At 50.0% G+C, this 15,251-nt stretch carries 14 protein-coding genes; 7 read left to right on the forward strand and 7 right to left on the reverse strand.

The genetic code is table 11. The features are described 5' to 3' along the window. Nucleotides 1-106: 106 nt before the first annotated feature. Nucleotides 107-1,096: a DUF4003 family protein gene (locus QW71_RS01810; RefSeq protein ID WP_039292434.1), complete on the forward strand. Its 990-nt coding sequence runs from the start codon at nucleotides 107-109 to the stop codon at nucleotides 1,094-1,096. Between the two features lie 350 nt (nucleotides 1,097-1,446). On the opposite strand, the gene QW71_RS01815 is transcribed toward QW71_RS01810, so the two are convergent. Further along, the gene (locus QW71_RS01815) at nucleotides 1,447-2,826 is read right to left on the reverse strand and encodes an amino acid permease (RefSeq protein WP_039292435.1); all 1,380 of its coding nucleotides are present in this window, start codon (nucleotides 2,824-2,826) and stop codon (nucleotides 1,447-1,449) included. A 233-nt stretch (nucleotides 2,827-3,059) separates the two neighbouring features. Between QW71_RS01815 and QW71_RS01820 the strand changes: the two genes are divergently transcribed. Next, a complete protein-coding gene (locus QW71_RS01820) occupies nucleotides 3,060-4,835 on the forward strand; it encodes an ABC transporter ATP-binding protein (RefSeq protein WP_039292437.1) in 1,776 nt (591 codons plus the stop codon). Beyond that, entirely contained in the window at nucleotides 4,822-6,597 is a 1,776-nt protein-coding gene (locus QW71_RS01825) for an ABC transporter ATP-binding protein (RefSeq protein WP_039292440.1), read from the forward strand. Before QW71_RS01820 ends, QW71_RS01825 begins: the two co-directional genes overlap by 14 nt. Before the next feature lie 134 nt (nucleotides 6,598-6,731). On the opposite strand, the gene QW71_RS01830 is transcribed toward QW71_RS01825, so the two are convergent. Continuing rightward, nucleotides 6,732-7,304 (reverse strand): GNAT family N-acetyltransferase, encoded by a 573-nt coding sequence (locus tag QW71_RS01830; RefSeq protein WP_039292442.1) that lies wholly within the window; start codon nucleotides 7,302-7,304, stop codon nucleotides 6,732-6,734. 24 nt (nucleotides 7,305-7,328) lie between these two features. Then, nucleotides 7,329-8,246: a GyrI-like domain-containing protein gene (locus tag QW71_RS01835; RefSeq protein WP_039292445.1), complete on the reverse strand. Its 918-nt coding sequence runs from the start codon at nucleotides 8,244-8,246 to the stop codon at nucleotides 7,329-7,331. Nucleotides 8,247-8,312: 66 nt separating this feature from the next. Here QW71_RS01835 and QW71_RS01840 point away from each other — a divergent pair, with 66 nt between their 5' ends. Together QW71_RS01840 and QW71_RS01845 are read left to right on the forward strand one after the other, a co-directional pair. Then, on the forward strand, nucleotides 8,313-8,873 hold the full coding sequence (locus tag QW71_RS01840; RefSeq protein ID WP_039292446.1) for a histidine phosphatase family protein: 561 nt from the start codon (nucleotides 8,313-8,315) through the stop codon (nucleotides 8,871-8,873). 69 nt (nucleotides 8,874-8,942) lie between these two features. Further along, on the forward strand, nucleotides 8,943-9,470 hold the full coding sequence (locus tag QW71_RS01845) for a ClbS/DfsB family four-helix bundle protein (RefSeq protein WP_039292447.1): 528 nt from the start codon (nucleotides 8,943-8,945) through the stop codon (nucleotides 9,468-9,470). A 21-nt stretch (nucleotides 9,471-9,491) separates the two neighbouring features. Here QW71_RS01845 and QW71_RS01850 read toward each other — a convergent pair whose 3' ends face one another. Both QW71_RS01850 and QW71_RS01855 read right to left on the reverse strand, forming a co-directional pair. Continuing rightward, a complete protein-coding gene (locus tag QW71_RS01850; RefSeq protein ID WP_039292450.1) occupies nucleotides 9,492-9,752 on the reverse strand; it encodes a hypothetical protein in 261 nt (86 codons plus the stop codon). Further along, on the reverse strand, nucleotides 9,730-11,310 hold the full coding sequence (locus QW71_RS01855) for a glycosyltransferase family 39 protein (protein ID WP_039292453.1): 1,581 nt from the start codon (nucleotides 11,308-11,310) through the stop codon (nucleotides 9,730-9,732). The genes QW71_RS01850 and QW71_RS01855 overlap by 23 nt, the downstream gene beginning before the upstream one ends. A 469-nt stretch (nucleotides 11,311-11,779) precedes the next feature. Between QW71_RS01855 and QW71_RS01860 the strand changes: the two genes are divergently transcribed. Both QW71_RS01860 and QW71_RS01865 read left to right on the forward strand, forming a co-directional pair. After that, on the forward strand, nucleotides 11,780-12,022 hold the full coding sequence (locus tag QW71_RS01860) for a hypothetical protein (RefSeq protein WP_039292454.1): 243 nt from the start codon (nucleotides 11,780-11,782) through the stop codon (nucleotides 12,020-12,022). 1 nt (nucleotide 12,023) lies between these two features. Next, nucleotides 12,024-12,422: a retropepsin-like aspartic protease gene (locus QW71_RS01865; RefSeq protein WP_039292456.1), complete on the forward strand. Its 399-nt coding sequence runs from the start codon at nucleotides 12,024-12,026 to the stop codon at nucleotides 12,420-12,422. A gap of 211 nt (nucleotides 12,423-12,633) precedes the next feature. On the opposite strand, the gene QW71_RS01870 is transcribed toward QW71_RS01865, so the two are convergent. Next, nucleotides 12,634-14,307: a sugar ABC transporter substrate-binding protein gene (locus tag QW71_RS01870; protein WP_039292457.1), complete on the reverse strand. Its 1,674-nt coding sequence runs from the start codon at nucleotides 14,305-14,307 to the stop codon at nucleotides 12,634-12,636. A 71-nt stretch (nucleotides 14,308-14,378) separates the two neighbouring features. Then, on the reverse strand, nucleotides 14,379-15,251 hold the full coding sequence (locus QW71_RS01875) for a carbohydrate ABC transporter permease (RefSeq protein WP_039292458.1): 873 nt from the start codon (nucleotides 15,249-15,251) through the stop codon (nucleotides 14,379-14,381).

Raw genomic sequence — 15,251 nt, forward strand, 5'->3', positions numbered from 1 at the left:
CTCATAGGTTACACGGCAAGTCTATGAGATTAGATTCATTTTCATCATTTGGGTTTGTATAGTAGAATTAGCCCAAGTGTCCAAGTATAGATGAGAGGTGTACCCGATGAAGGAACAATACCTGGCAAGACTTGAATTGTTCGCTGAAAATGCACAGAGAATCAAGAAAGACTTCCCCTGGCAAAATGCTCAGGTGAACCGCCTGGCCGCATTGCTCTACACCGTGGAGAACAAAACAGCCGATCCTGAAGCGATCCGTGCGAACCATGCGCTGATCAAGGAGAACACCCGGATGTTCTCTTCCTTCCGCGGGACTTCCGCCATCAGTATTGCCACCCTGCTCTCTCTTTCTGCTAAACCGGAGCAGCAGCTTGCCGAAACGTTAGCCGTGTATGATCTGATGAAGGATATCAAATTCAGGGCTTCTGACTATCTCGTCATTGCCGCCTATCAGATTGCTGCCCATACTACATCCGAGCAATATGTCCAGGTGATCGAACGCACGAAGGCATTCTTCGATGGCATGAGAGCGAAGCACCCTTTCCTGACCGGACAGGATGACTATATCTTCGCTGCCATGCTCGGAATTTCCAATATCGGAATCGAGCACGGAGTAGAGCGCCTGGAACAGCTCTATGTTGCTCTGAAGCCTGAGTTTTTCTCCGGCAACAGCGTTCAGGCTCTGACACAGGTAATGCTGCTTGGGGAGGAAGATGGCGGATCTGCAGAACGGGTGCTCAGCCTGCGCGAGGCCTTCCGTGCACAGGACATCCGGATGGACAAGGAATACACACTTCCTTCGCTTGGCATCCTGTCGCTGCTCCCTTATGAACAGAAAGAGCTGGTAAGCGATGTCTCGGAGACGTATGAGTTACTGCGTACCCGGAAGGGCTTCGGAAATTGGTCGATTAACAAACAGGAGCTGCTCCTGCTGTCTGCGGCACTGGTGTCCTATACGTATGTAGACGACGTGAAAAGCGGCATTATCACTTCCGCGTTATCTACCAGCATTACCAACATCATCATTGCCCAGCAGACGGCAATTGCGGTTGCAGCCGCAACATCCGCTGCTGCGGCCTCGTCTTCTTCGAATTAGATTATAGGCCTGCCGTGTGTGGCAGAGACCGGTTATGTGATGGAATTCCTGCACCAAATACAACATTTTCTTCGAAAAATCGGCCCTAAACCAGAACTGTTGCACAAAATGCAACAGTTCTTCGGTTTCAGGCAGTATGACGGGAAAATTCTTGTATTTTATACAACAATACTCTCAAACACACTGGTATCTTTGAACCAAAGTTGCATTACGTACAACATTAGGCCGATACAGTGTTTACCTAAAAGTCTCAATTCTGCCGGCAATGTATGCCGGCGACATTTCTATAAAAGTGGTTCCAGAAAAAGAGCCCGTCCCCAGTTTATTGGAGACAGGCTCTTTATTATCATCTAAGCTTCCCCTGCCTCCTCCGGACGCTCACGCTTGCCAATGCCGAAGGCATAATAGCCGGCAACAACAACGGCCAGGAACGAAGCCCCCACAATCAGCGACAGATGGGTATCCGGGTTGAACCACATGCCGATGATCACGAGTGACAGGAAGATAATGATAATGTAGTTGCTTATCGGGAACAGGCGCGACTTGAACGGATGATCTGCCATTTCGCCCTTCCACTTGTCGCGGAACCGGAACTGGCTGAAGGCCAGAGCAAACCACGGAATCATTCCCGGAAGCACACTGGCGCTGTAAATATAGAGAAACAGCTTGGAATCCGGCATAAGGTAGTTGAACAGTACCCCGACCAGCAGCAGGGAGATGGTTGTAATAATACTGTTTCTGGGCACCCCGCTTGCCGAGACCTTCCCGAAGAACTTCGGAGCCTGTCCGTTCTGGGCTAAGGTGTACAGCATTCTGCCCGCACTGTAGATTCCGCTGTTGCAGCCGGACATGGCCGCTGTCAGCACGACAAAGTTGATGATGCCCGCAGCGCCGACAATCCCCACCTTGGCAAAGGTCATCACGAATGGACTGCCGATTTCGCCAATTTCGTTCCATGGATAGATCGTTACAATGATGAAGATTGCCCCCACATAGAAAATCAGGATACGCCAGATGATATTTTTGATCGCTTTTCGCAACGTACGCTTAGGATCCTCGGCTTCCCCTGCGGTAATGCCCACCAGCTCAATCCCCTGATAGGCGGCCGTGACAATGCAGAGCGCAAACAGGAAGCCCTTCAGTCCTCCCGCAAAAAATCCTCCATGGCTGTACAGGTTCGACAAGCCGAGCGGCTGTCCGCCGTTCCCCAGACCAAAGAAAATCACTCCGGTTCCAATGACCAGCATCACGACAATGGCAACGACCTTAATCATCGCGAACCAGAATTCAAACTCCCCGTACAATTTCACAGCTGCCAGATTGGCTGCCGCAATAATACCTACACCAATCAGAGCCGGAATCCACTGCGGTATGTCCGGGAACCAATATCCCACGTAAATCCCGATTGCCGTAACCTCAGCCATACCTACAGTCACCCAGAGAAACCAATAACTCCAGGCAGTGAGAAATCCGGCCAGCGGACTGATGTATTTGTGGGCAAAGGTGGCAAAGGAGCCGGTGACCGGTTCGAGCACCAGCATCTCCCCCATAATTCGCATCACAAAAAACATGATTATTCCCGCCAAAAGATAGGCCAGCAGCACGGAGGGTCCCGCCCACTTAATCGTACTTGCAGAGCCCATGAACAACCCTACGCCAATCGTACCGCCGAGTGCGATCAGCTCGATATGGCGCGGCTTAAGCCCTCTTGTTAACTGTTTCGTTTCCAAAAAAATGCTCCCCCTCAGATATGTTCCTTGCCTATGTAGAACGCAAAACTATCATAGTATGTCAGAACCATTGTATGCTGTGACATACATTAACGCAATGCAGAATTACTCCACCAAAAGTTCGTTCGATTGTAACAAGAAAATTAGCTGTAAACCTATACATTTTGTTTCATAGTGTTATAATCACTTTGATTTATTCACAAGAAATAAGAAAAACAGAAGCAGGTGATCAGATGTTTGAACTTAAATGGCTGTGGCAAAACCTGGAGGGCAACCGGGCACGGTATATCGTGGCGCTTTGTCTCTCGGTAGTGGGCTCAAGTCTTACGATTGTGAACCCGTACCTCAGCCAGCGTATCGTCGATACGTTTATAGCCGGCGACCATGCAGGGCAGAATCTTGCTACAGAAAGGGGACTGCTCATTGCGCTCTGCCTGGGCATGATTGGCTTTTCCCTGCTCCGCACAGGTCTGGCTTATCTAACGACCATGCAGTACGAAATATCCTCCCAGAATATGATGTACAACATCCGCATTTATTTGTACAACAAGATTCAGGGGCAGGACCGGGAGTATTATGACCGCAACCGTACCGGTGATCTTATGACCAAGATGACAGGCGATCTGGATATGGTCCGGCATTCGATGGCGTGGATTTTCAAGACGATCATTGAATCGCTGACGATTTTTCTGGCGGCCGTTATTTATTTCCTTACGATTGATGTCCAGCTGACGCTGTGGATGCTGATCCTGTCGCCACCGATTTTTGTCGTGGCCTTTATCTTCGCCAAACGTGTCCGTCCCATGTACATTGATCTGCGCGAGCGGCTGTCCCAGCTTAACACGACGACCCAGGAGAACATTTCAGGCAACCGTGTAGTCAAGGCTTTCGCCCGTGAAGAGTTTGAGATTGCCAAATTCACGGAGAAGAACGTCAACTACTCTGTGGCGAACAAGAAGGCGGCCCTCGTCTGGCTTGATTACTTTCCTTATCTGGAATCCTTCGCCCAAGCCTTCAACGTCATCCTGATGCTGGCCGGCGGTTACTTCCTGATGCACGGCCGGATCACCTTTGGTGAGTTCGCAGCCTTCTCCTCGCTAATCTGGGCGGTATCCAACCCTATGCGCAATATCGGGATCATTATCAATGATATCCAGCGCTTCTTTGCCAGCTTATCCAAAATCGTCGATATCTATTATGCCCGCCCCGCTATTGTGAACGAGCATAATGTCACAGAGAGCCGCCGCTATGAGGGCCGGATTGAGTTCGAGCATGTCCGGTTCAAATATGACAGCGCTACCGTGCTTGATGATCTGAGCTTCACGATTGAACCCGGCGAAACGATCGCCATTATGGGCGCGACAGGCTCGGGCAAAACATCGCTGATCAACCTGATCCCCCGGTTCTACGATGTGGCCGGAGGCCGCGTGCTGGTAGACGGCAGAGATGTCCGTGAGCTTGAGCTTGATGAACTGCGCGGGAATATCGGGATGGCTACGCAGGACGTCCTCCTGTTCTCCGATACGATCGACGGGAATATCGCCTATGGCGATCCCGAGCTTACGGAAGAAGAAGCACAGGCCTATGCCGGCCTCGCAGCAGCCCATGACTTCATCGTCAAAATGCCGGAAGGCTATGACACGGTAGTCGGCGAACGCGGTGTCGGCTTGTCCGGGGGACAGAAGCAGCGTATTGCGCTTGCCCGCGCGCTGGCGGTCCGCCGTCCGATCCTGATCCTGGATGATACGACGTCTGCCGTCGATCTGGAGACGGAGGAGCATATTCAGCGGAGTCTGTGTGAGCTGGAGTATCCCTGCACTAAGATTATCATTGCACAGCGGGTATCCACTACCGCCCAGGCAGACCGCATCCTGATCTTAGAGGGCGGCCGTCTGATTGAGGAAGGCACCCACGCTGAGCTGCTGGCCAAGCGGGGGTATTACTACGATGTATTTATGCTGCAGAACGAGGGCATTGGAAGGCAGGTGACCGAGAGTGGCCAGGAATAAATTCGATGTCGATGAGAATCTGGAATCGCCGTTTAATATTAAGCATTTCCGGCGGGCCATGGTCTATATCAGACGCAAGAAGAAACCGATGATTCTCGCATTCGTGCTTAGCGCACTGTCGGCGGCTATCGCCCTATCAGCCCCGCTGATTATGCAGCATGTGGTAGACGTAACCATTCCCGCCAAAGAAATGGGCGCGCTGGTCGGCTGGTCCGCGCTGATGCTGGTGACCATTGTGGTCAGCGTAATTCTGGCTACTATCCGCTCACGGATTATGACCAGTGTCGGGCAGGATATTATCTTCGATATCCGTACCGATCTGTTCAAGCATCTGCAGGATTTGCCGTTCAAATATTATGATGACCGGCCGCAGGGCAAGATCCTGATCCGGGTTGTTAACTACGTCAATGCGGTATCCGACGTGTTGTCGAACGGAATTATTAACTTTATCCTGGAAATCGTGAATCTGATCTTCATCGCTGCCTTCATGTTCGCCGTCGATGTCCGGCTCTCCTTCGTCATCCTTGCCGGATTGCCTGTATTCCTCGGTGTCATGCTGCTCATCAAAACCCGGCAGCGCCGGGCATGGCAGGCGGTATCGAACAAAAGCTCCAATCTGAACGCCTATCTGCAGGAAAGTATCAGTGGTATCGGCGTGACGCAGATGTTCTCCCGGGAACAGCGCAATGAGGGTGTCTTCACGCGTCTGGCCGGTAACTTCCGCACAGAATGGATGCGGGCGCTGCGTTACAATACGCTTATCCCGTTCACTGTCGATAACTTGTCTACTATGGTTACGGCAATGATTTTCCTGGTCGGCCTGCTGACCCTGGACCCGCAGAGCATGACACTTGGTGTCATTCTCGCGATGAGCAGTTATGCCGCCCGCTTCTGGCAGCCGATTCTGAATCTATCCCAGCTGTACAATAACTTCATTAATGCGGTGGCTTACCTGGAGCGTATCTTCGAAACGCTGGATGAGCCGGTTACCGTCAGCGATATTCCCGGGGCGAAGGAGCTGCCGCCCGTTCAGGGCCGGGTCACCTTCGACGATGTAACCTTCGCCTACGATCCCGGACTGAACATCCTGGAGAACATCTCCTTCGATGTCGCAGCCGGAGAGAGCATCGCCCTGGTCGGTCCGACCGGTGCCGGCAAAACCACGGTCGTCAATCTGATCTCGCGCTTCTATAACCTTACCGGCGGCAGAATCCTGATCGACGGGCAGGATATTGCCGGGATCACGCTGAAATCGCTGCGCAGCCAGATGGGGATTATGCTGCAGGACAGCTTCATCTTCTCGGGAACGATTCTGGATAATATCCGCTACGGCAGGCCGGATGCCACCGAGCAAGAGGTCATCGCCGCTGCGAAGGCCGTCTGCGCCGATGATTTCATCCGTGAATTTGACCAGGGTTACCTGACGGAGGTTAATGAGCGCGGCTCCAAGCTGTCCCAGGGACAGCGGCAGCTCATCTCGTTCGCCAGAACCCTGCTGGCCAACCCGCGTATTCTCATTCTGGATGAAGCCACTTCTTCCATTGATGCACAGACCGAGCGTCTGCTCCAGAAGGGTCTGAATGAGCTGCTCAAAGGACGCACCTCGTTCATCATCGCGCACCGGCTGTCCACCGTGAAGAACTGCGACCGCATCATGTATGTCTCGAATAAGGGCATTGCGGAGAGCGGCTCGCATGATGAGCTGATTGCCCGCCGCGGCCTCTACCACCGGCTCTATACGGCGCAGAAGATGGAAGCATAAGCCTCCCCCACAAAGTGAGGTTCCCGCTTCGAAGCTGATTCGGGTACTTTGCGGGGACCCCAGACAGAATATTAGTTCTTACAGCACCAAAAAGCTCAAGCCTATTAACGGGCCTGAGCTTTTTTATCTTATGGTCACACCTGAATATAATCTTCCCTAAGCATACTGTATATCTCCAGATCGACAATTCCTTTGCCTGACCATAAGGCGGCTTGCCGCAGCATCCCCTCCTTGATGAAACCGGTCTTCAGGAGCACCTTCTTGGACGGTTCATTCATCAGCATGACTTCAGCCTGAATTCTGTTCACCTGAACCTCTGTGAAGATATAATCCAGCAGGATTTCAACAGCCTTAGAGGCAATACCTTGTCCCCAATGGTCTTCCGCCAGGAAGTAGCCGATCGTCACCATATTCACCTTCTGATTGAAATCACAGGCTTCAATAATTCCGAGCAGACGCCCCCCCTCACCACTGGCAAAGATCCCCCACTTGATCCTTGATCTTTTGGCGTAGTCCCGTTCAAAATGTCCTATCATATTGCTGACTGTAGCCTTGTTATGCTTCGGAATGATCCCGCAATATTCAAATACCTTGTCATTGCTGTAAATATCAAATAGCTCGTCCAGATGAGTCTCCTCAATTCTGTTCAATACAAGTTCATCTGATCTTAGTACAGGAAACCGGTCAAACACAACGTCCATATTCATTCCCGCCACTCCATTCTCCGAAACTTATACGCGCTGCTTAATGGGGATATATAAATCAACCTTACACTTGCCTTCCTGATCCTTCATAGGATCATTCAGACAGAATTCGAGGCAGGGCCTGTCGTCCGCTTCATATCCGCTGCGGGGTAACCACACACTGAACATGCTGTCATACGCGAGGACCAATTTGTCCACCGTATCGTAGTATGAATACACCGCATACATGCCGCCGGATACTGTCTTGAATTCCACCTGCGGCCGGTGTGCTTCCCGCTCAAACCCTTCCGGAACTGTGACGCAGGCATCATACCGGCACGCAGTCTCCTCTACGAGATCCCCGTCATCCAAGGATATTCCGATAAACTGCTGATTCCCTGCATGAAGACCGTGCTGGTCTGCCCAGCGGCTTAGCTTGTCCCATGCGGTATACGTATCCAGGTAACTTCCAATATGCCTGATATAAGCAACTTCAACATCCGGGATCTGCCTGATTTCTACCATACTATCCCAAGCCCTCCTTAACAGCGGATTACTTCTTGCTCTATTGTAATCTGCCAGGGAAGCTGATTCTGCCTGCATATTGCTGAGGGATGATGCGAAATTGCTATTTCTCCGGCTGCTGTTCCTGATATTGCCCGGTGTACAGCCATAATACCGTTTGAAATGGGCATTAAAGACCGATACCGATTCGAAACCGCATTGACCCGCGACCTCCAGGATGGTCTTATTCGTTTCGGTCAGCAGCACCAGTGAGTGCTGTATACGCTTCCTGGTCACAAATGCCATGGGAGTCACGCCAACTATAGCTGTGAATATTCTGCTGAAATGATATTTGGAGAAATGGGAGATCTCCGCCAGCGTATCGAGCTTAAGCGGCTGACTGCTATGTTCCTCTATGTAGGCAATGACCTTACTGATCCGTTCTCGATATTCCTCATTCATCACTGAATTCCCCGCCCCAATCATGCTACAATACATTACAAATATTAGCAGATGAGGCGATGATTAATGGTTACAAATCTGTATTTCGTAAGGCATGCGCACTCGGCTTATTCTGCCGATGAATTAAACAGACCTTTATCTGAACGTGGACAGGCAGACGCACAGAGGACCACGGAGCTGCTCATCCATGAGAATATTCATGTCCTGATCTCCAGTCCCTATAAACGGGCAATACAGACCATTGAAGGACTGGCCGGACCCCTGGGCCTTGAACCTGTAATCGAAGAGGATTTCAGAGAACGATTATTGTCCGGCGGACCCGTCAGTGACTTCGGCCAGGCCATTGCGAAGGTATGGGAGAATCCCTCTTTTGCCTGGGAAGGCGGAGAATCTAACCTGATTGCCCAGGACAGGGGAGTTCAGGCACTCCACAAAGTATTGCAGCAATACCAAGGCAGTAACGCCGTCATCGGGACTCACGGTAACATTATGGTCTTAATCATGAATGCGCTGGATAAGCGTTATGATTACGGCTTCTGGAAGCAGCTGGATATGCCGGATATCTATAAGCTAAGCTTCAATGGAGACACACTTACCGGCGTGCAGCGGATTTGGAACAGGAGCTGAATCCGGTTAAACTGGACAGACTGCTGTCACAGCTCTATGGTATAACCTAATCAAAGGAGAGTGAGCACGATGGCAAGCTATGAATATTCGTCCAAACAGGAGCTGCTAGAAACGATCCATACCCTCTACCTGCTCTTGGACGCTGAGTATGGCGGTATTGACGATAAGTACAAGGATACGCGAATTCCTGAAGTGGATAAAACCCCCGCCGAGATCATCGCCTATCAGCTGGGATGGCTGGAGCTGGTGAGGAGCTGGGATCAGAACGAGCTGGAAGGACAGGCCTTCCTCATGCCGGCTCAGGATTATAAATGGAATGAGCTGGGCGGATTATATCAGTCCTTTTACGACAAATATTCTGAGTATTCACTGACTGAACTGCGCAGCTTATTCCGGCAATCAGAGCAGCAGTGGCTGGAATGGGTCAGCACATTGACGGAAGAGGAGCTGTTCATCCAGGGCTCACGTAAATGGACCGGAACCAAGGACAACTGGCCCATGGCCCGTTGGATTCATATCAATTCAGCCGCTCCGTTCAAATCCTTCCGGGGAAAGATCAGAAAGTGGAAAAAGCACTTCCCCGCCGCGCTGGCATAACCTCCACTACCCCGGCCCGGATCATTGCTGGCTGCTGCCCGCTCCTCCATCCGTCCCCTGACTGCCGCCTCTCCGCATGCCTCCCCGATCCCCTCCCCGGCCGCCGCCATTGAAATTCGTGCCGCCGTTCATGCCGGGGAACCCGTTTGATCTGGAGTTGAAATCGTCACTTGAAATCTTCTGGGCAGTAATTGCATCGCAAGAGGTGAGCACCAGCGAACAGCTAAGCACAGCAATGAGTAAGGTGATGCGAAATTTCTTAGTCTGCATCTTTAGCCGCATGTCCAAGCCCCCTTTTCGTGGTCAGAAGTTCATAGACATCTTTAAAGCCCATGTAGGATAAGACAATCAGCAGCGGATATACCGGATAGATATACCGGGCCTTGATCTCCCAGAGCAGATAGAAGCCGATGAAGCCCAGAATCACCAGCACCAAAGAGGTTTCCGCAAACCGCTTAGCCCGTATCCCGCAGATCAGCCGGAAGAGAATGAAGCCATACATCAGGAAATTCTGCACATAGAGCACCCAGATTCCTCCGATCCGGTAATCCGAAGCTCCCTTAAGCAGCTCTGATGCAGAGGTTGAATAGATATAGCGGTCCATCACAAAGCCGTTTCGTCCCCCTCCGCCTATAGAGGTTCCATCATTCCCGATGCCGTACCGCTCAACCTGATACGTCCCTTCGGTCCAGGTCCATACGAGCTTTTTATAATACATTCCGGCAAGCTCCCCTAGAGTAGCCTCCCAGAGCTTATTGCTGATGGACGCTTTGAACAGCTCCACGCTCTCCGCTTTATTGTATCCGGCATCCTGCTGATAGATATTATAGCTCTCCCGGTTATCCCAGAAGCCGAGCGTCTCCAGATTGATCCCCATATTCAGCCACATATAGACCGGCGCAGCATTGCTGGAAGGGGATTCGTCCACGATACCTGTTGCCTGGAGCGCAGCGTTCTGCGTCCAGCCCGGAATGTTAAATACCAGCAGCGTTATGCCTATGGAGGCGATGGCTTTTTTAAGCCCCAGGTGACGCAAGCTAAACAGCAGGCAGATAACTACTGCAATCAGGAAGATCATGCCTGTGCTCCGGAAATAGTTGCCGATGGCCAGCAGGATGGCCGCAAACACGATATCCCTCATGGATCTTCTGCGGATGAATGTAACGGCAAAGTACAAAGCGCTGGTCAGCAGAGCTGTTGCAATCACATCATTATAGATAAAGTTGCTCATAAACAACGACGGAATATAGGTCGCGGCGAATACCAGGACACCATAGTCGTTCGATCTGGACTTGGCATTCAGCTCTTTGTACAGCAGATAGATCATTAGCGTGGTGACCAGCGAGAACAGGATATTGAAGCTTTTGATGACCAGATAATTGTCCGGGAACAGGAACAGCAGCGTCTTCAGGTACAGAACGATCGAGAAATTGAACGGGAACATATACAGGTATCCGCCCGGCTGGAAGGATGAATAATCCTTGTTGTACAGCATATCCCACGCCAGCGACAGCACCGTTTGCGAATCGTCCGTAGGCATGCGGGTGAACAGGAAGATAATCACGAGCTGGATGGCGCCAGAAAATAACAGGACCGCAGGGATGACTATTTTCCTGCTGTATTTATTAAGCTTCAGACAGAGCCTGTACAGCACGTAGCTCAGTCCCAGAACGACTGCGGTCAGCAGGATAAACAGCAAGAGATTTTGTTTCTCCAGCACTGTTGTATCACCATAGATTGCATAGTTATACTTCGCCCTGATAAAGAAGGAGGAAGCAATAAAGAGCCCTATGAAGAAGGCGAGCATGACATACAATATTCGCTGGATTCCCTTTACCAATGATAAGCCTCCTCTACGGCAGCGTCCGTTCTCCATCCGCACATGCCTTGATTAATAAAAGTAGTATAACCACCGAACCTGAATAACAGATGAAGATGGGGTTAAGGTGAATTTCAGGTGCGCCAATATACATGGATAAAGCTGGATAGCACGAAAAGACGCTGCAGAAAAGTAAATTTCTCAGCTTCACATGGTAAACATATTAATGTTGTACGTAATGCAACTTCGAATCGTAGATACCCGGGTGTTTGGGAGAATTGTTGTATAAAATACAAGAATCCCTCCGCTGAGCCGCCAGTTGGAGGAGAAATGCTGCATTCTGTACAACAATTGTCGATTACGGCCAGTTTATTGAGGGAAATGTTGTATTTGGTGCAGGATTTCATATTACCTATCCTTCAGATTCACTCCCCGATCACAGTAGGGTATAATTATATGAAACAAGAATAATTACAAGGGTGTGGTAAAGATGAAATGGCAAGAGGTTCGTTCCATTTACCCCGATCAATATGTGCTGCTCGAAATATTGGATTCTCATACCCAAGATAATATTCAGTTCATAGATGATGTTGCTCTAGTACGTGCCATCCAAGATCCCGATGAGGCCACCCGGCTATTATTAAACTGCAAGAATAACAATATTGTTTATCATACCGGACAAGAGAATATCACTGTCGAACTTAGAAATCATCCTCTGTACAGGAGTAGATAAGATGCAAATTGAGTTCATGCACGACTTACTTCAGACATCGATGACTATTAACTATAAAGGCCGTTTCTTAACCATAGACAATTTAGTGATCGATACAGGTGCTGCTCACTCTCTTCTGTCATCTGACATTGTTTCTGAACTAGGCATCAAATTTGAAAATGGAGATAAACTTGTCCGTAGCTTTGGAATCGGCGGGGATGAATACACGTTCCAGAAAACTATTGATCAAATCCAAATCGGTGAATTGATTATGAAGGATATCCCCATTGATTTTGGAATTTTCCATGAAGGTATTAATTATATCAACGGTCTCATAGGACTGGATATTCTAAAAAACGGGAACATGGTTATTGATCTAAGTCAGATGGAAATGTCCCCTGCAAAATCCAGTCACAGATAGAACCAGATAACCCCACGTTAATCCCCCCCACACCGGCTTTCACGATGTTTATCGTTCAGAAGCTTAGATTGGATAGCAGCAACTCAACTCATGGTACAAAAAATCCCCTCCAAGCCCTCTCCAGCCACCGCATCCTAAGATGCTGCTACCGGAAAGTCTGCCTGAAGGGGATCTGCCGTACTTGAATCTATTTACTTAAGCGGGTTAATCATTAATACCCTAACAGACTCTTTGTCTTCGCAAAAATATCATTGGCCATCTCCGTATACCGCGTGCTGCCGTTGGCTTCAACCTGAGCCGTATACTGGTCCCAGTTGTCCAGCTTCTCCTGGCCGGTCACGAACTTGAGCGTCATGGTCTTGACGTAATCCATCAGCGGCGTCGAGATCAGCTTCATCTGCTCATTCTCTTCAGGAGTAGCCATGATCGGCGGTGCCAGCTTGCGGGTATCCCGTGTCGACTGGACGCGGCTCACGAAGTCTTTCTCCCCATCGGTCATCTTGGACATCTTCAGCTTCTCAGAGCCGCCATAGGCGAACATCCCGCCGGCGAAGCCATAATCCACATTCAGCTGCTTAGCAGCACCTTCATTGATTCCGTTGTAATAGATATCCGGATTCAGCACTACATTTCCGTCTGCATCCAGGGTATACGTCTCCCCTTCTACGCCCCATAAGCTGAGCATCTGCCCCTCATTAGAGTACCAGAACCAGTCGACGAAACGGAGCATCTTAATGAACTCTTCTTCGCCCAGATCATCCAGCGCATTCTGGCTGATCATGATTCCGTTCTCCAGACGGGAGGTTTCGACCTGCAGTTTTCCTTTGGGGCCGCCCGGCTGGGTGATCATGTAGAGCTCGCTATCCGGAACCTGCATCTTGCTCTTGAAATCGGCCATAACCTGATAGATTCCGCTGATCACGTAGGTGTCGCCCTTGAAGAACTTGGCTTGTGCTGCATCATCTTCCTGAGTGAAGGATTCAGGGTCCATAATGCCTTCATTGACCAACTTGTTGAAGTAACCCAGATAGTCCTTGAAGTCATCGGAGGCATCGGCAAAAACAAACTGCTGCTTATCCTGGTCAAAGACCAGACCGTTGGATAATCCCCAGCCGGCAGTAACGCCATATTGAACCGCAGCAATGTTCAGTGCGGAATCTCCCTTGAACTGGTCAGAGATGACATAATTGCTGCCTGTGAAGTCCTTGACCTTCTTCATCGCTTCATAGAAGTCTTCGTAGGTCCAGTTGCCCTGCTGGCCTTCAACATCCACTCCTGCAGCCTCAAACACATCCTTGCGGATAATGTAGGAATAACCGCCGCCGGCAATCTCCCACATGCCTGGAAGCACGTAATATTTGCCGTCCTCCTTGAGCTTAGCCTTCAGGTCCTCCTCCATTCCCCAATCCTTCACGGCCTTCATATAGTTCGGCATGTACTGCACCCAGTCACTGACAGGTACAATCTGGCCTGTGGCCACGAAAGCGGATTCATCATAAGTCTTAGGAATAATATAAGGTGCATCTCCGCTGTTCACGAGCAGGGATTTCTGGTTCTCATATTCGGTTCTTGCCGTAATGGCCAGATCGAAGTTTACATTCGTTTTCTCCTGGATCGCACTCCACAGCCGCCAGTCTTTATTATATGGATAATTCTCATGGTCGCTGTACATCATGGAGTAGGTTACCGGTTCGTTCGAGTGGAAGGTCTGATCTGCGCCAAAGGTATAATCTTCCGCCCCGGCTGTTGCAGGTGCATTCGTACCCGCAGCATTCGGTGCTGTGGAATTACTGGTGCCCGAAGCCTCTTTATTTCCGGATGAACAAGCGGTCATAGACAACATCAACGCCAGCGATGCCATTGCAAGTGGTTTACTGAATCTCATTGTTTGCCTCCCTTTTTGTGTATAGAGCTATATATAACAGAGAGGGTCATAACCCCCTCCGGTTATACCGTTTATCCTTTGACCGCGCCGATCATCATGCCCTGTACGAAATACTTCTGCACGAAAGGGTACACGCAGATAATAGGCAGTGAGGTTAACACCATGGCTGTCGATTTGATGCTTGCCGCAATCTGGCTCGTCTGATCGGAGGATGCCCCGATTTCTGTCGGACTGACCGCGTTGTCGATAATTTGCTTCAGATACAAGGCGACCGGCCATTTCTCCTTGGACTGCAGATAGAGTGACGGTCCGAACCAGTTATTCCACATGCCGACCATAACGAACAGCATAATGGTTACCAGAATCGGCTTTGACAAGGGCAGAATGATTTTGGTAAAAATCCCGAATACCCCCAGACCGTCAACTCTTCCCGCTTCTTCTAATTCATAAGGCAGGCTGGCAAAAAACGTCTTCATCAGGATGACATTGAAGGCGCTGATCGCCCCCGGAATAACAATCGCCCAGATCGTATCCCGCATCTCTAAAGTTTTGGCCACCAGGATATAGTTCGGGATGAGCCCGCCTCCGAAATACATCGTGAATAGTACGAATGGAATGAAAAACTTGTTGAGCCGCAGCTTCTCTTTGGACAGCGGATAGGATATCACTGCCGTTGCGGTCACCGCGATTAAAGTGCCTGTAACGGAATATACAATGGTGTTCCAGTAGTAATGGAAGAAATCCGGCTTGCTCAAGATCACCTCATAAGTTTTGGTCGTGAATTCTACCGGGAATAAGGTCACCTTGCCTGCATAGATAGCGGCTTCCGAACTGAAGGACTGGGCTACGAGATAGACAAATGGATACAAGGTGAAGATGACAATCAGAATCATAAATATACTGTTCATAATGTTAAATAAGTTAAAGGTTGAGGTTCGCTTCAC

This window comes from Paenibacillus sp. IHB B 3415 (genome assembly GCF_000802655.2).
GTDB classification, from domain to species: Bacteria; Bacillota; Bacilli; order Paenibacillales; family Paenibacillaceae; genus Paenibacillus_AQ; species Paenibacillus_AQ phytohabitans.